At 33.4% G+C, this 20,236-nt stretch carries 18 protein-coding genes; 3 read left to right on the forward strand and 15 right to left on the reverse strand.

Annotated elements, in window-relative coordinates; genetic code table 11:
* Positions 1-53 precede the first annotated feature (53 nt).
* Together ACFFGA_RS07440 and ACFFGA_RS07445 are read left to right on the forward strand one after the other, a co-directional pair.
* On the forward strand, positions 54-836 hold the full coding sequence (locus ACFFGA_RS07440) for an alpha/beta hydrolase (RefSeq protein WP_386061889.1): 783 nt from the start codon (positions 54-56) through the stop codon (positions 834-836).
* A gap of 1 nt (position 837) precedes the next feature.
* Positions 838-1,188, forward strand: coding sequence for a ribose-5-phosphate isomerase (locus ACFFGA_RS07445; RefSeq protein ID WP_386061892.1), 351 nt, complete (start codon positions 838-840; stop codon positions 1,186-1,188).
* On the opposite strand, the gene bshA is transcribed toward ACFFGA_RS07445, so the two are convergent.
* The 12 genes from bshA to ACFFGA_RS07505 all read right to left on the reverse strand — a co-directional run bounded on the left by bshA (position 1,181) and on the right by ACFFGA_RS07505 (position 14,482).
* The gene (gene bshA / locus ACFFGA_RS07450; RefSeq protein WP_386061894.1) at positions 1,181-2,320 is read right to left on the reverse strand and encodes an N-acetyl-alpha-D-glucosaminyl L-malate synthase BshA; all 1,140 of its coding nucleotides are present in this window, start codon (positions 2,318-2,320) and stop codon (positions 1,181-1,183) included. The genes ACFFGA_RS07445 and bshA overlap by 8 nt on opposite strands.
* 102 nt (positions 2,321-2,422) lie before the next feature.
* Positions 2,423-5,380 carry a serine hydrolase domain-containing protein gene (locus ACFFGA_RS07455; RefSeq protein ID WP_386061897.1) on the reverse strand — a complete coding sequence of 986 codons (2,958 nt, stop codon included), beginning with the start codon at positions 5,378-5,380 and terminating at the stop codon, positions 2,423-2,425.
* Positions 5,381-5,508: 128 nt separating this feature from the next.
* Positions 5,509-6,732 (reverse strand): phosphoserine phosphatase SerB, encoded by a 1,224-nt coding sequence (gene serB, locus ACFFGA_RS07460; protein WP_386061900.1) that lies wholly within the window; start codon positions 6,730-6,732, stop codon positions 5,509-5,511.
* A 65-nt stretch (positions 6,733-6,797) separates the two neighbouring features.
* Entirely contained in the window at positions 6,798-7,283 is a 486-nt protein-coding gene (locus ACFFGA_RS07465) for an ABC transporter ATPase (protein WP_386061903.1), read from the reverse strand.
* Positions 7,284-7,317: 34 nt separating this feature from the next.
* Positions 7,318-8,811, reverse strand: coding sequence for a PH domain-containing protein (locus ACFFGA_RS07470; protein WP_386061906.1), 1,494 nt, complete (start codon positions 8,809-8,811; stop codon positions 7,318-7,320).
* Positions 8,798-9,319 carry a PH domain-containing protein gene (locus ACFFGA_RS07475; protein WP_386061908.1) on the reverse strand — a complete coding sequence of 174 codons (522 nt, stop codon included), beginning with the start codon at positions 9,317-9,319 and terminating at the stop codon, positions 8,798-8,800. Before ACFFGA_RS07475 ends, ACFFGA_RS07470 begins: the two co-directional genes overlap by 14 nt.
* On the reverse strand, positions 9,319-9,528 hold the full coding sequence (locus ACFFGA_RS07480; protein ID WP_386061911.1) for a hypothetical protein: 210 nt from the start codon (positions 9,526-9,528) through the stop codon (positions 9,319-9,321). Before ACFFGA_RS07480 ends, ACFFGA_RS07475 begins: the two co-directional genes overlap by 1 nt.
* A gap of 4 nt (positions 9,529-9,532) precedes the next feature.
* Positions 9,533-10,165, reverse strand: a complete 633-nt coding sequence (locus ACFFGA_RS07485) for a hypothetical protein (RefSeq protein ID WP_386061914.1) — start codon at positions 10,163-10,165, stop codon at positions 9,533-9,535.
* A gap of 10 nt (positions 10,166-10,175) precedes the next feature.
* On the reverse strand, positions 10,176-10,958 hold the full coding sequence (locus tag ACFFGA_RS07490) for a (Fe-S)-binding protein (RefSeq protein WP_386061917.1): 783 nt from the start codon (positions 10,956-10,958) through the stop codon (positions 10,176-10,178).
* An 83-nt stretch (positions 10,959-11,041) separates the two neighbouring features.
* Entirely contained in the window at positions 11,042-12,358 is a 1,317-nt protein-coding gene (locus ACFFGA_RS07495) for a 4Fe-4S dicluster domain-containing protein (RefSeq protein ID WP_386061920.1), read from the reverse strand.
* A gap of 12 nt (positions 12,359-12,370) precedes the next feature.
* Positions 12,371-13,312 (reverse strand): MlaD family protein, encoded by a 942-nt coding sequence (locus ACFFGA_RS07500; RefSeq protein ID WP_386061923.1) that lies wholly within the window; start codon positions 13,310-13,312, stop codon positions 12,371-12,373.
* Between the two features lie 54 nt (positions 13,313-13,366).
* On the reverse strand, positions 13,367-14,482 hold the full coding sequence (locus tag ACFFGA_RS07505; protein WP_386061925.1) for an N-acetylmuramoyl-L-alanine amidase family protein: 1,116 nt from the start codon (positions 14,480-14,482) through the stop codon (positions 13,367-13,369).
* Positions 14,483-14,593: 111 nt separating this feature from the next.
* On the opposite strand from ACFFGA_RS07505, the gene ACFFGA_RS07510 reads away from it, so the two are divergent.
* Positions 14,594-17,383 (forward strand): putative LPS assembly protein LptD, encoded by a 2,790-nt coding sequence (locus tag ACFFGA_RS07510; RefSeq protein ID WP_386061928.1) that lies wholly within the window; start codon positions 14,594-14,596, stop codon positions 17,381-17,383.
* 138 nt (positions 17,384-17,521) lie between these two features.
* On the opposite strand, the gene ACFFGA_RS07515 is transcribed toward ACFFGA_RS07510, so the two are convergent.
* The 3 genes from ACFFGA_RS07515 to ACFFGA_RS07525 all read right to left on the reverse strand — a co-directional run bounded on the left by ACFFGA_RS07515 (position 17,522) and on the right by ACFFGA_RS07525 (position 20,235).
* Positions 17,522-18,127 carry a vWA domain-containing protein gene (locus ACFFGA_RS07515; protein ID WP_386061931.1) on the reverse strand — a complete coding sequence of 202 codons (606 nt, stop codon included), beginning with the start codon at positions 18,125-18,127 and terminating at the stop codon, positions 17,522-17,524.
* A 90-nt stretch (positions 18,128-18,217) separates the two neighbouring features.
* Positions 18,218-19,300, reverse strand: a complete 1,083-nt coding sequence (locus ACFFGA_RS07520; protein WP_386061934.1) for an AMP-binding protein — start codon at positions 19,298-19,300, stop codon at positions 18,218-18,220.
* Positions 19,300-20,235 (reverse strand): CPBP family intramembrane glutamic endopeptidase, encoded by a 936-nt coding sequence (locus tag ACFFGA_RS07525; RefSeq protein ID WP_386061937.1) that lies wholly within the window; start codon positions 20,233-20,235, stop codon positions 19,300-19,302. The genes ACFFGA_RS07520 and ACFFGA_RS07525 overlap by 1 nt, the downstream gene beginning before the upstream one ends.
* Between the last annotated feature and the right edge of the window lies 1 nt (position 20,236).

Below are 20,236 nucleotides of genomic sequence, written 5' to 3' on the forward strand. Positions count from 1 at the left end.
AAATCATTTCTTATAACATTTACCTTTAGCATAATCATGCAACCACAATCATTATGAAAACTATTTTTATAATTAGCTGCTCCTTGTTACTCCTAACAACTTCTTGTAAAGAAAATAATACCACTACTCAGCTTAACACTGAAACTAAAACCGCAAATGAAATTCACTTTTATGCCAGTGACAGTATTAAGGTTTATGGTGATTTATATGTAAAAGACAAAAATGCTCCAACCCTATTGATATTTCATCAAGGTGGTTCTAATACAAAAGCAGAATACAAATCTATTATTCCAGTGTTGAAAGCCGAAGGCTTTAACATTTTAACCATAGACCAGCGTGTTGGTGGACAATATTATTACGGAGGCTATAACAGAACAGTAGCGGAAATTTCTAAAAACGACTATGGTTATTGTGATGCGTATCCAGATATGGTTGCTGCCCTATACTACGTAAAAAACCTAGGTTATACTGGAAAAACCATACTTTGGGGAAGTAGTTACAGTGCTACTTTAGCTCTAAAACTTGCAAGTAACAATCAAAATAGTGTTGATGGTGTTTTGGCATTTTCACCTGCATCAGGGCAACCCTTGGAAGGCTGTCAGCCAGATGAGTTTATAGAATCATTAGAAATTCCGGTGCTATTGTTAAAGCCAGCCACAGAAATGCAAAGCGAACGTTCACAAAACCAAATGAAGTTAGCTGAAGAACATGGTCATGAAACCTATATTGCTGAAAATGGTGTGCATGGCTCTTCAATGTTAGATGAAGACCGTATTGAAGGTAGTTCAGCAGAAACGTGGAATGTTGTTAAAACATTTTTATCCCAGTTTAAATAAAATGCCAAAAATCCTTTATCGTATTTATGTTGTTGAGTTATCAAAACGCGTATATACTGAAAATGCTATGTTTAGAGCAGCCAATCCGCAATTTAATGGAGTGTTAGAATGCTTATATGTAGGCATGACGAGCAAAACACCAAAAGAACGTTTTATGCAACATAAAACAGGACATAGAAATAAAAAGGGTCATAAAATATCGTCGAATATTGTTGAAAAATACGGCTTGTATCTTCGTCCCAGCCTATACAATCACATTGATCCGTTTTTCACCAGAGAAGAAGCGCTTATTGCTGAAAAAGAAATTGCGCTAGAATTAAGAAGAGCGCGCTACGCAGTTTGGTTTAATTAGTCACCAAGAAATTTTTTAGAGTTTCCTCATAAATATCTTCATACATTGGTACAATATTATGCAAATCAAATTTTTGAGATTGCTTTTTAGCGTTTGCCTTAAATTGATTCAGTACGTTAACATCAGATAAAATTTTAATGGCGTTCTCAGACATATCTTCAATCGCATTAACATCGCTTAAATAACCTGAAAAACCATCTGTATTTACTTCAGATAAACCGCCTGTATTTGTTGAGATTACAGGTGTGCTACTTGCCATAGCTTCCAATGCTGCCAAACCGAAACTTTCAGTTTGTGAAGGCAATAAGAAAAGATCGCTAAAGCAAAGAATTCTATCAATTTCGTTACTGTTTCCAAAGAAAACAACGCGGTCAGAAATTCCTAGTTCTTCAACCAAACGTTCAGCACCTTCCTTTTCTGGCCCTTCACCAACCATCATTAGTTTTGCTGGTAATTTCTTCTGAATATTATAAAAGATTTTTATAACATCAGGAATTTGCTTCACTTTTCTAAAGTTACTAATATGTGTAATTATGCGTTCTTCGTCATCTGCCATCATTTCGCGCTGACAATCTGTAAAACTATGCAGATGTTTTTCTAAGTCGATAAAATTTGGAACCACATGAATCTCCTTTTTAATATCAAAAAGGCGCATGGTATCGTTCTTTAGGCTTTCAGAAACCGAAGTTACCGCATCAGATTTATTGATACTAAATGTTACGGCAGGTTTATAAAACGGATGGCTACCAACAAGCGTAATATCTGTGCCATGCAACGTGGTAACGATTGGAATAAGGATTCCTTCATCCATAAGCATTTGCTGAGCCATATATGCGGCATAAGCATGTGGAATAGCATAATGCACATGCAATAATTGAATGCCATGTAATTTTACCATATCCACCAATTTGCTAGACAACGCTAATTCATAAGGTTGATACATAAATAATGGATACTCTGGTACGTGAACCTCGTGAAAGTGAATATTGTTACTCAGTAACTCTAACCGAACGGGTTGGCTATAGGTGATAAAATGTATCTCATGACCTCTTTTGGAAAGTTCTATACCTAATTCTGTGGCTACGACACCACTACCACCAAACGTCGGATAACAAACAATTCCAATTTTCATACTTACTCTATAAGTGTTTTAAGGTTTTGAGCGTATAAAGTTATACCTTTTGTTGGTTTCTTTTTTAACTTTAAGACTTTTTAACTTACAACTATAAGCCCTTTAGTCAATGATGGCTTCGTAGATTAGGCGCTGTATTTCGGTTCTTATATTTTCTCTTAGCAATAAATTTTTTCCAGCTTCTGGATAAGTTCTATTCGCTAAAAACACATAGACAATTTCTTCTTCAGGATCTGCCCAAGCATAAGTTCCTGTAAAACCTGAATGACCAAAACTAGTCATGGATATACAACCACAAGTTGGTCCGTCTTCACCTAATTGTGGTTTATCAAAACCAATACCTCGTCTATTATCACTTTCGCAATAATAGCAGGTGTTAAACTTATTAATAGTTTCAGATTTAAAGTAGCGTCGTCCACCATAAAATCCTTTTTGAAGATACATCTGCATTATTTTGGCAACATCATTAGCATTACTAAAAATTCCTGCATGTCCACCTATACCACCTTGCATTGCAGCACCCATATCATGAACATAACCATGTACTTTTTTATACCTGAAATAGTTGTCAACTTCGGTTGGCACAATGTCTTTTAGGCTAAATTTTCGCCGTGGATTATACGTGGTGTAATTTGCTCCAAGCGCTTTATAATAACGGTCTTGTGTGATTTCATCTAAAGATTTATCATAAAAACCTTCTAAATAGTCCTTGAGGATATAATATGGCAAATCGCTATAACGGTAACGCAATCTTGATAAAAGCTCACTTTCCTTAATGATTTCCTGAATTGAATCTTGATAGTCGCTACGCATAAAAAGAGTATTGGTAACTTCTACATTAAAATCTCCTTCCTTTTTAGTTCTGTAATATTTAGGGTCTGGCTTTTTGGTGACAGAATCTAGAGTAGCATAATAAAATGGAATCCATGGTTTTAGCTGTGCATAGTGCGACAACATTCTCTTTAAGGTGATATTTTTTTTGTTAGACTTCTTATACTCAGGAATTAAATCTCCTAATTTAGAATCTAGTGACACGGAACCTTGTTGTTCTAATTCCATCAATATAGGGAGTGTTGCTAAAATTTTAGTAAGCGAGGCTACATCAAATACATCATCAAAATCTATTTTGTTCTTCTTTTCATAGGTGTGATACCCAAAATTTTTATTATAAATCACCTTGCCTTTTCTTGCTACCAAAAGCTGAATACCTGGTGTCATTCTTTGGTTTACTGCGTGGTGTGCTACAGAATCAATTCTACTCAATAATTTAGAATCTATACCAACTCGTTCTGGCAAACCATAGCTTAAACTTAAAATTGAATTATAAGTTTCGCCAGTTCCTACAGGAAAAAAGGGACCAGTACTAACTGGTAATTTACCTTTAGCTCCAATTGCACCAAAAATAAGTTGTGCTGATTTTTCTTGAGCAATCTTACTGTTTTGATAGCTCATAACGATAGCTTCAATGTTTTCAATGGATTGCAAATCATTTAAAGCATAAGGTCTTGCAAATACATCTAAAACAACTGTATTTGTTCTGGCAATCTCATACAGCCAAGCTAATTCTTGCTGTGAGAATTTAAATTTTTCCCATGGGTTGGCATTTGATTTATGAAAACCAACAACAACAGTATTATAATTTTGAAGTTTTGATATAATATCATTCAACTTCTCCCCTTTTATATGATGAACTTTGGTGTACTTTTTTAATTCATCTAAAAAAACAGAACCACTAGAATTACCAAGTTCTACGTAAGCTACTTTCTTAGTTTCTAAATCTCTCAGAGGCAAAAGTGAACTTTTGTTCTTAACTACAGTGATGGCGTTTTCCATAAGGTTTTCATACAGCACATCGTCTTTAATTCTATTTAAATCATTTGCAAGATCATAAAGTCCAACTGGTGAGTAGTCATGCAATCCAACCTTATATTTAGCCATTAATATTTTCTTTACAGAATGTGCTAAACGCTCTTCTGTTATAATGCCTTCATTATAAGCTCCAAGCAATTTGGCAATACCTTTCTGTGGATTTTCGGACATTAACATAACATCATTACCTGCTAAAAATGCCATTAAATCTATTTCTCCACCTTTAGTTACATTTTTCGTCGTAACACCATCCACACTTTTTTCTACGTAATCTGCAGCACCTTTCATGGTTAGCGCATCTGTAAAAATTAAGCCTTTAAAACCTAATCTATCTTTTAAAATATCGGTAACAATATGTTTAGATAATGACGATGGAAACCCTTTTCGCTTTTCTAAACTAGGCACATTAAGATGTGCTACCATTACACTAGATAATCCTTCATTAATCAGCTTTTTGTAAGGATATAGTTCTATGGAATCAATTCGCTTTTCGCTAAACGAAACCGAAGGCAACGTTTTATGCGAATCATCTTCAGTATCACCATGTCCAGGAAAATGCTTTGCATTAGCTAAAACACCAGCATCTTGCATACCTTTCATAAAAGCCAGACCTTTTTCAGTAACGTTATCTCGGTCCTCGCCAAAAGAACGATTGCCAATTATAGGATTTTTAGGATTGGTATTTATATCTACAACAGGTGCAAAATTAAAATGCACACCCAATCGTTTGCAATGTTCTCCTATTTGTCTTCCGGTTTGTTCTACCAGTTTATTCTCTGAAATGGCACCAAGTGTCATGTTCCAAGGAAAAGCATAGGTAGAATCTAATCGCATACTCAAACCCCATTCTGCATCCATTCCAACGAGAAGTGGAAGCTTAGATGCTGCTTGTAAATTATTGTTTAGTACTGCCTGTCTGTATGGACCACCATTAGAGTAAATTACTCCGCCTATATGTTCATTTTTGATTAAATCAACAATCTTATTATTAACCACGTCATTGTTTTCAGACATCACCTGAACCATATAGAGCTGACCTATACGTTCCTTAACAGTCATGGAATTATATACACTATCTACCCATTGCTGTTGCTTTACTGGGTCTTTAGTAGCTAGAGGGTTATCAATATGCTCTTGAGCACAATTGAATTGAAAACAAAAACATAAACAGATAAGGGACAAATAACGCATTGGCTATATTTTACAGTTTTATATTATTGGATAATAACGAATACTATGCCAAAATAGCATATTTAATAAGAAGTAAAAAGACTTTGTGATACTTTTATAAACTGTATAATTAACAGTTAAGCAAACTGCTATTCTAATAAATCGATATGGCGATCATGATAACCCAATAGATATAGTACACCATCCAGTCCAATACTAGAAATAGAACTCTGTGCGTTATCCTTAACCTTTGGTTTGGCATGAAAAGCAATACCCAATCCTGCTAAATTCAGCATCTGTAGGTCATTTGCTCCATCACCAACAGCAATGGTTTGCTCAATATCAATGCCCATATTATCTGCTAATAATTGAAGATATTCAGCTTTTTTATTGCCATCAACAATATCTCCAATATAGCCACCAGTAAGAACTCCGTTTTCTATTTCCAGTTGGTTGGCATACACAAAATCAATATCAAGTTTTTCTTGAAGATAATGTCCAAAATAAGTAAAGCCACCAGATAAAATTGCCGTTTTATACCCGTAATTATGTAGTGTATCTATGAGACGCCTTGCTCCTTTCGTTATCGGAAGGTTTTCGGCCACATCTTTTAATACATCTTCACTAAGTCCTTTTAAAAGCTTCATTCGCTTTTTAAAACTTTCATTAAAATCAATCTCTCCTTGCATTGCAGACTCTGTAATAGTCTTTACCTCTTCACCAACACCTGCACGTTCTGCCAATTCATCGATAACTTCGGTTTGAATTAAAGTAGAATCCATATCAAAACAAACCAATCGTCGGTTGCGTCTAAACATACTATCCTCCTGAAACGCAATATCCACATCTAATTCTCTTGAAATTTCCATAAATCTGGTCGTAAACTCTGACTTGTCTGTTAGTTTACCTCTAATAGATAGTTGAATTGAAGCTCTTTGATATTCAACCTTCTTAACTAAAGATGTTCTTCCTGTTAAGCGTTTTATGGAATCAATATTCAGGTTTTTTTCTGAAATGATTTTAGTGACTTCAGAAATCTGCTCAGCTTTTAATTTCTCTCCTAAAATGGTAACAATATAGCGGTCTTTACCTTGCATATTCACCCAATGCTCATAATCCTCTAGTGAAATTGGTGAAAATTTAGCTGTTATACCAAGCTCATAAGCTTTGAAAAGTAAATCTTTTAATACTGCTGCTGACTTTTTTCCAGATTTAATTTCAAACATAATACCTAACGATAAAGTATCGTGGATATTAGCCTGACCAATGTCTAATACTTTAGCATCGTACGTTGCTAACACACTTGTTAATGACGATGTTAGTCCTGGTTTATCCTGTCCTGAAATATTTAATAAGAATATATCTGTTGCCACCTATAATGATTTGAAGATGTAAAAGTGGGTATTCTGTTTGAAATATAAAAGTTTTTTATAAAGAGTTATTTTAGGAACCTACTATGCCAGCTCTCACTCGCAGGTACTTCCCAATTTTCTTTAAACTCTGCTATGTTGGTTACAAGGTTATTAAATACAATAGTGTTTTTTGAAACAGAATTGTTTTTTGCCATTTTCTTAAAATCCAGCAAAGGCTTATAAGCTATGAACTCTCCTTGTTTGTATGAGACATTCATTTTATCCATTAAATCCACACTATAAGCTTTTTCTAGTTCCTGAATAAAATGAACAGAAGCGTCAATAGAACAGCCAGTAGCCATATTTAAATTTTGGTTTAAAGCAATAACTATAAAACGCTTGTAAACAATCTTATAACCTGACTGCAAATCTTTTCCGTGAGCTGTCCAAGCTTCAATAAATGTTTCGATTTTAGATGCTAACTCAGCTATTTCTTCTTCTGTAAAAGAACGATTAGCTTGGTATATCCAAACGCGAGATTCTTCTGGTAATGTATCAAAATCTACTAACATAAAGTTCTATTTTTATCACTGCAAACATACGATTTTACATCCAATCCCTATCTTGAGATTCTACCTTAAATAATAAGAAATCATAAACTGATTTGGCATTATTTTCATTGATGTAAGGAATAGTTACCGACTTAGAAGCTGTTAAAATTTCAACGGAAGCAATTTTTCTTCGTTTTTGAATGATAGACTGTTTTAGTTTAACAGCTTGTATTTTATGAATTTCAAGAATATTGGTCGTTGTATCTATAAATCCACTCCCAATGGTTACAAAATCGTTAGTTATACTATAATGAGCTTTTTTGTATGTCATATAAACATATAAAGAAGCAAAAGGAAGCACAAGAACGTTTATCCAAAACAACGCATTACTAGATAATATCATAGCAAAAACGTTAATTATAACTACCCAAACTAAGGCTTTTAAAATTAAAATTCTGACATAATATATACTTGGTTTCAATCTATTGCTATCAAACGTGTAGTTATTAAGTAATTTCTGAACCAAATGAAGCATCTGTTGTTTTTCCAGAGCTACAATATTAAAATTGTTTTGTTGTTTTTTATTCACCATAGCCTGCCTTACCGACATGGTAAACAAACCAAAATATTGCTTAATACGATTTGTTGTTATAACTAGGTTCTGTATTCTACTTGGCGTTAAACTCAACGATACTTTATTAAATAGACCTTTATTAATTTCGACCGTTTTTTGGTGTTCTACTACTTCTAAATTAAAATTAATTACGAAGGTTTTTATAACCGAAAACAAAAGTGACAATACCATTACGAGTAAAAAGGCAACTAGATTTAAAAACAAAATATTCAATAGGGTCTGTTCATCGAGATTTACAAACTCCTCTACTTTGTCTATCAATTTCAACTCACCTATGTACTCTTCAAATTGGTAGTAAAGTCCTAAAACAAATGAAAAAATGATTGCAAAGCTTTTAAAGTGATTTTGAGACACTCCTTCTAACAATAACCGCTTTGGTGAAGCTCTAAAAAATACTTCGGATGTCAGTTCCTCACTTATGCTAACAGATTCGACATTTGCTTTACTATACAATTCTTTTTTAAGTAGTAATGCCGTAGGTTTATCTAAAGCGCTGATTTCTATTTCAGATTTTTTGTCTCCAGCAGTTTCGATATTGACTGAAACCACATTGATAAGCTGTTGTAGAAAGTTTTGTTTGATGTAAACATTCTGAATCTTAGATTTTGGAACAATAGTACTATCCTTATTCAGTATTCCGGTTGAAAGATGAAAATCATCTTTACTTATATGAAACTTGAAATTAAGATATTTGAGAATCGCTATAATCAAGATGATGATTAGGATTGCTAGAAAAGCCAATATTATCATTGTAGGCGTAAGACTACCAATTGATTTCCGTCTCATTATAGATACACCAAAAGCTATAAACAGAACAAAAAACTTTTTGAAAAATTTAAAGGTATTGAAAGCAAAAATAATTAAGATGCCTTTAGACGATTGCCTTAATGGTTGAGAAAAATCAATTGTTTCCATTTACCCTGGCACTAATAAAATCATTAATTCCTTTCGCTTCAAGATGCTCTAATCCTTTTATACTTAAGTCGCTACCAGATTCACCTGCTGTAAATATCTTGAGCGTCGATAAACCAAAGTATCTAGCCAACCAGCTTCGTGATTCTTCTACATGTTGAATTCTTGAAATTGGTATTGTAGTTATAGAATGCATCAACAATCCTTTTGAATAAATGATATCGTGCTCCCTTACTGCATATTTGCGTTTTCGAAAAGCCAGTAATGCTACAATAAAATTAACCATACAAAACCCGATGACAACAAAAATAATGTACCACAAATCAATCTGTACCTCTGATTTTTTTTCAATAATCAATTTTACAATGAAAGTTAATCCAACCAAAGCTATGTAATACACTAATTTATTGAGCGCAATGATTTTTAGATAAGATTTTGCAATAGGCTTGAGATTAACCTCATCAATTTTAGGTAGACTTTCTGTTTCTATCTGAAGATTCGTAAAATTCATTAGTTCTTACTTTGCACTTTTTTACCGTACTTATACCGAAATGATATAGCCATAAAAAAACCAAAAGTTACAAAATGAAAAATAAATTTAGAAAAAGAGAATGGCTCATCTGTAAAGTAATCATAACCAGCCATTAATAACGCAAATGCTAATCCGTTAATAATTCCATTAATAATTATTTTTCTTAAAGGTAAAGGCTCTCTATCCATAACACTAAATAGCTTCTATTTTGGTTATTACTTTTTTAGTGATGTATTGCTTTTCACTTAAATCAAAAAACTCTACCTCCTTAAATGTTATTAAAAAGGAATTTCCAAAATTAGATTTCTTAAGCAAATCATAGCCTTCAAACTCTTGTGTAATTAAGAAAATATGGTTTTTATCATAATCATCTTTTGCCTCTATATATGAAATAGCATCATTGTTCATTGCAACTAATTCAACTTCAATTGTAAGACCACTACCACCTGAACTTTCTGATCCATCTTCGTCATCATCATACGCCATATCCACCAACTCTTCTGAAGAAAATATAGACAAAAAATCATCTGCACACATTGATGCCATAGCAAAACCAACATCTTCACCTATCTCTTCCATATCATCTAAAGTCTTCTTTTTATAATAATTTGATTTGGATTTATGCTCGTTAAAGCTTGATAACAAACAAAGACCTAAGGCTATTTCTTTTTCCTCCATGGAATCTGATGCACTTAACTTTTTCTTTGCAATGCACTCGCAGGTATCCTCTGCCATCAGGTCTATTACCTCTTGTTTAGATTTTTTTTGTGCATTAAGGCTAGTTACAACTAACAATGCAATAAGAATAAAAGTTATTTTCTTCATTTATTAAGGTCTATGTGTTTGCAATTAATTCAGCGATGTCCATAACTGAAATTTCATTTTCTTTTTCTTTAGCTTTTATACCATCGCTCATCATCGTATTACAGTATGGACAACCTGTAGCAATAATATCTGGTTTGATTTCTAAGGCATCTTCAGTTCTTAAAACGTTTATATCCTTATCCCCTTTTTCTGGTTCTTTAAACATTTGAGCTCCACCTGCACCACAACATAATGCTGTACTTTTATGACGTTTCATTTCTACCAAATTAGCATTGGTTTTTTTAAGCAAATGTCTAGGTGCTTCATATTCACTATTAGCACGTCCTAAGTAACAAGGATCGTGGAATGTAATACGTTTTCCCTTGTATGTGTTTCCCTCTAACGTAAGACGACCAGAATCAATTAATTCCTTAATGAATTGCGTATGGTGCATAACCTCATAATTCCCGCCTAAACTTGGATATTCGTTTTTTATACAATTAAAGGAATGTGGATCGCAGGTTACTATACGCTTTATTTCGTAAGCATTAAGCACTTCAATATTCATCATGGCTTGCATCTGAAATAAAAACTCATTTCCTGCGCGTTTAGCCACGTCACCTGTATTACTTTCTTCTGTTCCTAAAACAGCAAAATCAACATTAGCTTTGTTTAATATTTTTACAAATGCTTTGGTGATTTTTTTAGCTCTATCATCATAGCTACCAGCAGAACCAACCCAAAATAGAATTTCTGGTTGCTTACCTTCAGCCATGTATTCTGCCATTGTAGGCACTTTTAGTTGCTCGCTCATCTTTTTAGATGTTTATTTGTTTTGCGTTTATACGTTTATGCAAAAAAATCACACAAATCAACGGATAAACATATCAACTTTTTTTACTCTTCGTTAGCCCAATTTAAACGGTCCATTTGGTTGTATGGCCAAGGTGCGCCGTTGTTTTCTATATTGGTCATCATATTATTTAGTTCCATTGGCGCAGCACTCTGCTCCATTACCAAATAACGACGCATATCCATAATTATAGATAATGGATTAATACTTACTGGACATTCTTCTACACAAGCATTACATGTGGTACATGCCCATAATTCTTCATTAGTGATATAATCTCCTAACAATTGTTTTCCGTCATCTTTAAACTCACCCTTATTAGCATCGATATTCTTACCGACCTCTTCAAGTCTATCACGAGTATCCATCATAATCTTTCTAGGTGATAATTTTTTTCCTGTAAGATTAGCTGGACATGCAGAAGTACAACGACCACATTCAGTACAGGTGTAAGCGTTAAGTAGTTGTATTTGGTTTAAATCCATAACATCACTTGCGCCAAACTTAGCTGGCACTTCATCTTCAGTGCCTTCTGCTGGTGCCGCAAATGGGTCTGCACTCGGATCCATCATCAACTTTACTTCGTTAGTAACAGCTTCTAGATTATTGAATTTTCCTTTTGGCTCAACACTGCCAAAATAGGTGTTTGGAAAAGCTAAAAGAATATGTAAATGTTTAGAAAAGTACAGATAGTTTAAGAAAATTAAAATACCAACAATGTGTAACCACCATGCTGTACGCTCTATTATATGAAGCGAATCTTGAGACATTCCGTCAAACCAAGGCGCAATAAATTGAGAGAAGATATTACCAGAATTAGCTGTTTGAAAAGCTGTATCTGTTGCATTCATCACCAAAAACAAACACATTAAAACCATTTCAAAATATAGGATAATGTTACCATCGCTCTTTGGCCAACCTTTCATTTCTGAACTAAGGAAACGTCTAAGCTTAATAACATTTCGTCTTATCCAGAATACAATAACTGATACTAATACTAAAACAGCTAATATTTCAAAAGCACCAATTAAAAAGCCATATAATGAAGCAGGAAGAATCTCTTGACCTATTCTATGTGTGCCAAAAAGGCCATCTATGATAATTTCTAAAACTTCAATGTTGATAATGATAAAACCAACGTAAACTACAATATGAAGAAATCCAGCTATTGGACGTTTTACCATTTTGCTTTGACCCAAAGCAATGCGAGCCATATTTTTCCAGCGTTGGGATTTATTATCACTGGCATCTACTTTTTGACCCAGTTTTATATTACGAATCAGTTTTTTAATATTTCTAACAAAATAGCCTATACCTACTACTAAGATAATGGCAAAGAGGATGTTTGGTAAATATTCCATATTAAAAACGGTCTAATTCTTTTGGTCTTCAGTTGGTGGTGTGTAAGGAATTTCTTTTTTAGATAAGATGCGTCTATATCTTGCAGGATGTAGTTTAATATCTAAAAGTAATAATTCCATTTCTTTAGAAGCACCTTCTAAGTTTTTATAAAGTGCATCGTCTTTTAAAAGCTTTCCTATAGTACCTTCACCATTATCAATACTAGCTAACAAGCTTTGCATGCTCTCTAAAGTTTTGTTTAGGTCCTCTACTGTTGTAGAAAGTCCTGCCTCTTTAAGCTCTGTAGATAATTCGCTTAGGGTTTTACTAACTTCAGTAAAATTATCTAAAATAGCAGCTATTTTTTTATCATTTTCATTAACAACACCTTGGATAGAGTATGATAAACTTTTGAACGATTTTAAAGTTGAATTTAATTCTGCAATGGTATTTTTTAAACCATTTTCTGAATCGTCTATAACCAAAGCATTAAGACTATTTACTAGAGTGTCCGCAGAGCGTAAAGTTGTATCTAATCCCTCTGTTACTTTAGGCAAATCTCTTTCCATTGAAGACATTAATCCTTTTTTTATTTCGGATTGAATAAAGTCACCAGGTTTTGCCAACTGGCCGTCATTAGCATCAATTATAGCCAAGGCATTGCCACCCATTAAACCTGTTGGATAAAGTCTTACTTTGCTATTCTTAGAAAATTTTAGTTTAGGATCAACAGAAAATGACACTTTAGTTTTTCCTGAATCAAAATCGTAAGATATATCTTCAACTTTTCCAATTCTATTTCCTTTAACGGTAACAGGTGCTGAAGGAGGTAATGCATTATAATCAAATTCCGTATAATAAGTTTGGGTGTTTGAGAATATGTCATCCCCTTTTAGAAAAGAAAATAAATATATAAAAAGCGCTATACCAGATAAGACTAATATTGCTGTTTTAACTTCTCTTGAAATTTTCAATGTGCTCTACTTTGGTTAAAAACAAAATTAGGAATAAATATATTAATAATGTTTCTAATTAGGGGCAGATTTTAATACCTCAGAGATATCAGTTCGCTTACCACCTACATAAGCAACTACAAAGCTAGTCGTATAGCCTTTTTCTTTTGCCTCTTCTTGAAGTTTTTTGACTTTGTTATAATCTGAAGTACTACCGTAATAATATTTATAAAGATTACCAACCTTTTCTTTGCTTATATCTGGCAACCCATTAAAATTATACGATTTTGGTTCTAAGTCTTTTGAGCTTGCCGCTATTTGTACTTTAAAAGTAACGCCTTTGTAAACTAATGGAATTTCTTCTAAGGCATCAGTAGTTTCAGGGTCAACTCCCATAATATGCGTCCCAACGTTTTGGTCAATCTCTTTTTTATATGATAAAATGGCATCCTTTATAGCTTGCGCCATTTTAGATTGACCCGTTTTTGTATTAAGGTAAGCACCTTCTTTATTGTTAGTTAAAAATCCAACTTCTATCAACACACTTGGCATATAGGTATTTCTAATCACTAAAAGACTCGCTTGTTTTAACCCTCTACTCTTACGTTTTGCCATACCAATAAAATTATCTTCAATCTTTCTTGCCAAAACAATACTCTGTTCCACATAGACTTCTTGTTCAATTGTCATAGCAATGCTTGATTCGGGCGAACTCGGATCAAAACCTTCATAGTGTTCTTCGTAATTTTCTTCCAAAAAAATCACTTCATTTTCACGTTTAATGAATTCAAAATTTCTTTCGGTATTTTTTTCTCCCAATACAAATGTTTCCGTACCTGAAGCCTGTGAACTATGAGCATTACAATGAATAGAAACAAACAAATCAGCATCAGCTTTGTTGGCGATATTTGCGCGCTCATGCAACTCAACAAAGACGTCTTTTGTTCTTGTATAAATGACTTTAATATCCTTATTTTTCTCTAAAGCCTTACCTACTTCTAAAGTGATTTTAAGGGCAATATCTTTTTCCTTATATCCATTGCCTCTATTACCTGAGTCATGACCTCCATGACCTGCATCTAACACCACAACAAATTTATCTTCTTGAGCCTGCAATGAGGTAAAGGATGTTAAAGAAGTGATAAATGTTAGAATTAAGAATACTATTATATATTTTCGCTTCGTTTGCATATTTAATTTAACGGTTTATAAACTCGGATTATTACACGTTATTATCGTAATTCTGTATTTTTAAACTTAAATTGTTTTTAATAAAATAAACACAAAAAAATAACTGTACTTTTGGCGTTTCAAAAACCGAGCCATACTTTTACAAAAATACATTTAAAAGGATTGCGTACAAATAGCATACACATACTTTTTGCCTTGAGTTTTACAGTGTTTATCAACACTTTTAGCTTCGCACAAGAATTACCCAAAGCGAGTAAGGAAATTCCTCCTAAACAAATAAAAGATAGTACAACAGTAAATGTAGATTCGCTTTTAAGCAAACCGCTTAATACTAAGGAAATTGACTCAACAGAACAAGATTCGGTAAAGAAAGATGAATTTTTAAAAAGTACAGTTACTTACAAGGCAACGGATTATGTTTCTGTTAATCAAAAGCTTCAAAGAATACGGCTTTATAATGAAGCTCAAGTACTCTATGACGATATGGAAATTACCTCTGGTGTCATTGTTATAGATTACAGTAAAAATTTGGTTTATGCTGGTCGTATAAAAGACTCTACTGGCTATTCACAAAAGCCTGTATTTAAACAAGGTGCAAATGTTATAGAACCCGATTCTATTATTTTCAATACAGATTCCAGAAAAGCTATCATTTTTAATTCCGTGACCGAACAAAGTGGTGGCACTGTAATTGCAGAACGGACAAAAAGAGAAAATGATTCAGTATATTTTATATCAAGAGGAAAATTTACAACTTCCGAAAATCTTGAAGACCCAGAGTATTACATCTTAATGAACAAAGCTAAAATTGTTCCTAACAAAAAGATTGTAACTGGTATGAGTCAGATGTACATATATGATGTTCCAACACCTATAGCTATTCCGTTTGCCTATTTCCCTATGTCCAAAAAACAAACTTCTGGAATTATTTTCCCTTCCTTTGGAGAAGATACTGGTAACGATAGAGGTTATTTTTTACAAAATGGTGGTTATTACTTTGCTATTAGTGATTATATAGATTTGGCCGTATTAGGTGATTACTACACTAATGGAAGTTATGGATTGCGTTTAGAGAGCAACTACGCCATGCGCTATAAATTTAGGGGAAACATGAGTTTTAGATATGAAAACTTATTAAATAGCGAACGTGGTTTCCCAGATTTTAGTCAAAGTACAATATATAATATTAGATGGTCTCACAGTCAGGATGCAAAGGCAAACCCTAATTCTAGGTTTTCTGCTTCGGTTAACTTAGGTAGTAGTCAATATTACCAACAGTCCGTCAATCAAATTAATCAGGCTAATTTCTTAAATAATACTTTAGCTTCTTCTGTTTCTTACTCTAAAACATTTCAAGGAGAGCCTAGTGTAAATTTAAGCTTAACAGCTACACACAGCCAAAACACCAATACTGAATCTATAAATTTAACCTTGCCAACCATGCAAGCGTCTATGTCTAGAGTTTATCCTTTTGCTCCAAAGTCTGGAGCTAAAAAGGGTGCTATTCAAAATATTAACTTTCAGTTAAACACAAGAGGCGAATATCGTATTAACACCACAGATTCTTTATTTGGAAAAAGCGAAATGTTCGACGATGCCAAAGCCGGAATGCGTCATAGTATTCCTGTAACTACAAATTTTAAAATCTTTAATCATTTTAGCGTTAGTACCAACGCCAATTTTGAAGAGACATGGACTTTAAAAACAGTAAGGAGAAACGATATTTTTGATGATGAAACTTCTGAACCTATTGAAATTAATGGGTTTGATCGTTTCTTAACCTACAATTTTGGTGCTAGTATAGGTACAACCGTATACGGAATGTATAATTTTGAGAAAGAAGGTAAAGACCCAAAAATACAAGCAATAAGGCATGTTATGCGACCATCTATTAGCTATAGTATCAGTCCAGCTTTTGACCAATATTATGAAACTTATGACATTATAGATGCGGACGGAACCACTAGTGATGTAGTACGTAAAGTAGAATATACGCGTTTTGAGAATTCGCTATTTGGCACACCAAGTAACAACTATTCTAGCAGTGTTGGTATTGCCTTAGGTAATAATATTGAAGCCAAAGTACGCTCAAGAGATTCAACAGAAACAGAGCCAGAAAAAATATTTTTACTCAACAACTTAAACTTTTCAACATCATATAATCTTGCCGCAGATTCATTAAACTGGAGTCCTGTGCGTGTTACTGGTGGCACTCAGATTCTGAAGAAAAAAATGAATATTAACTTCGGTATGACGCTCGATCCTTATGCCTTGGATAGCAACAATAATGTCATCAATAAGTTTAATATTGATAATGGAGGAAGTTTATTTCGTTTAACTTCTGCCAATCTTAACATAAGTTATAACCTATCTAACGAAACTTTCTCTAAAGATGATGATGGTGATAAAAAAAATGAGGAAGAAGAACGGCGAGCAGCTACATCCAATAGTAGAACTGATGATTTGTTTGGAAAAACCGAAGATTTCGCAGACAAACGCTTAGGTGATAACGATAGGAACAAGGATAAAGAAAAAGAGGATAACAACGAGTTTTATACCTATAAAATGCCGTGGAGTGTTCGATTGGCTTATGTAGCAAATTATTCGAATACGCGAAGGCAAGATGAAATTACATCACATTCCTTGATGTTTTCTGGTGATGTAGAAATTTCACCGCGTTGGAGTATTGGAGCATCTTCCGGTTATGACTTTTTGGGTAAAGGTTTTACATATACCCAACTACGCTTTGAGCGCGATTTACTAAGTTGGCGTATGAATTTTACTTGGGTACCTTTTAGTACGCGTAGTTCTTGGAACTTTTTTATAGGAATTAAGTCTAACTTATTGAAAGACCTAAAATACGATCAGAGACGTCAACCAGATAGAAGTGTTGGGAACTAGAAAATAATCAAATAGTTACTAAAAGTTGTAGTTACAATTCCTGTAACAGTTTTCTTTTGTGCATTAAGCTGTATTGGCATAAGCAACACAACAATCAATTGTAGTGTAGTTTTCATAATATATAGTTTGTGATGATAATTAATCTTTAATTACTGAGATAATTTCTGGTAGTAATGCCATAGCTGTTAATACCAAGGCATTACTTTTCTTTTCAGCAGTTTTTATAGTTTTATTAGAATCTGTATTATTTGCTACTTCTACAGTTCTATTAGGAATACGTATCATAACCACATTGTTTTCTGCCTCTTCCACAAAGTTTTCTTTGGCTAACTCATAAGCCGCTTCAATACCATCTTCCTCAAATATTTGTATACTAGATTTAGGATGTTCAATTACGTAAAGAAGTTTTTTAACATCTGTTGCATTAACTTGGTTAAGAGCAACACCACTAAAATTAGAATACATAACTAAGCTAATTGAATCGCTTTCTGATACGCGCTTAGACAGTAATTTAAAAGCTTGTTTAAGAATAACCTTGTCTTCCGTATTGAAATTATCTGCATAAGTTTCAATGAGAAATGTTATGTTTTTTGTATTGGTAGAATCCGCTTGAATACTATAGTTCTCAACGATAAACGTAATAAAGTTATCGAGCGTTAGGGATTCTGTCTCAATGGTCTTTTCTTGAGAATGGACTGCTATTGAAATAAGCAATGCAAGTGTAAATGTGAATAGTGTTTTCATTGGTTTGGCATTTAAAGTTGATATAAAACTAAATGCCTTACCTAGAAAATAAAACCAATAATGAGTTAACTAAGTATTTGAATGAGTTAACTACCCAATTACAGCTTTTATGGTCTTTTTACGCTGTATTTTCCCAGTATTAGTTTCAGAAAATTTATTGAGTGTATAGATTTTCTTTGGGATTTCTAGTTTATCCAAAGTTTTTAATTCTTGAATTGCTTTTAAGATATCATCTGTAGATTCTATTGAACCTTCAATGATAAGAATTAACTTTTCACCTAAATCTATGTCTGGCTCTCCAGCGATAATATAGCGCTGCTTAATAACAGGCTGAAGCTTACTTTCTATCTGCTCAGGAAACAATTTTACACCTCCTGAATTGACAACATTATCATAACGACCAAGCAATTTAAAACTTGTTTCAGATTTTAAATCAATAATATCGTTTGTTACTAATGGTTCCTTTACCAATTTTGGCGCATTAATGATTAAACAATGTCTGTCGTCTTGGGCAAACTTAACATTTGGCAATGCATTGAAGAATTCTTGCCTTTTTCCTGCCTTAGATTCTAGTTGCCTTAAAGCAACGTGTGTTACGGTTTCCGTCATGCCATAAGTTTCAAAAAAAAGTGATGACGATGACTTAATTTTTTCTAATAATGGCTTGGTAACCATGGCTCCACCAACAATTATCTTTTTTATGTTATGAATGTAATTTATGGTATGCTTTAACTGAAGTGGTACCATAGCAGAAAAATCATAAGACTTTTCATAATCGAATAAAGGTTGCGTACTTGGCTCAACAAAATCAATCTCCAGACCTAACACCAATGCACGAACAAACATCATTTTACCAGCTATATAATAACTTGGTAAGCAATGTAATGCTGTATCTCCTGGCTGTAGTCCAAAAAAATCACCTGTAGCAATAGCAGAATGAACCATCGCTTGTTTCTTTAACTTTATAGGCTTAGGTTGTCCTGTAGAACCCGAAGTATGTACGATTAAGTAATCATCGTCATTTAGCCAATCTATTAAAAAATTGCCTGTTACCTTTTCGTATGGCTCACCTTCTTTTATCAGGCTGTAAGCTACTTCTTTTAAGTCCTCATGATCAAAATGCAGGCCATTGAACTTAAATCGGTTATGTACTTTATCGTAAGTTGGAGTCATTATTCAATAATTTTATAGTCTTCTTTTGGTGGTTCTGTTACTTTTCCGAATAAACGTTCTGCCCAATTTTTCCATCCGTAACGCTTCGATAAAATAAGCAACATAATTGGATAAACCACCAGAACTGGCATTAGAATTTCTGACAACAAACTCATTGAGGGATCTGCTGTGCTTTTAAAAATAGCATCTGTTTGCAATGCTGTCCAATCTGCAGTAACTAAAAGTGATGCCAATAAATTATTTCCTAAGTGAAAACCTAAAGCCAATTCTAATCCATCATCCATTAAAGTCATGATGCCTAGTAACAAACCTGTGCCCACATAAAAAATCATCATTTTCCAAAAGCCAATAGCTCCAACTTCTGGATTAGCACTATGCGCAATTCCAAATAACACTGAAGTCAATATTAAAGGAAACCACTTATTCTTTACAATAACACCAATATGCTGCATTAAATAACCTCTAAACAGATACTCTTCCAAACCAATTTGAAAAGGAAATAAGATGATACTTATAAGAAATAGTAAAGCAAATTTACCTGGATTAAACTGAAATATAATTTCAGAGGAATCAATTGAATAACCAATAAAAAATGTTACTAAGGTAAACGTACATACCATTAAGAATGAAAACAGTACACGCTTAAAATCTACTTTAGGCCTTGCTGTAGTTAATGACAAAATACTACGTTGGTGCACATATTTTACCAACAGGAATAACAATCCTAACAGAACAGCAAATGGCACTAAATTAACAACCAACGAAAAGTTTGCTGGCCAGTTTTTCATCATGTCGTAAGCCGCATCTAAATCTGAAGGATCCGAAAATAAATAAAAAATAAAGTTGAGTAAAAATACACCACCAACTATTGCCGTTGTTAGTAAAACCATCCACAAGTCACGTTGACCTTTATAGGCTTGTTGTATGTAGTTCATA

This window comes from Winogradskyella pulchriflava (assembly GCF_042434315.1).
GTDB classification, from domain to species: domain Bacteria; phylum Bacteroidota; class Bacteroidia; order Flavobacteriales; family Flavobacteriaceae; genus Winogradskyella; species Winogradskyella pulchriflava.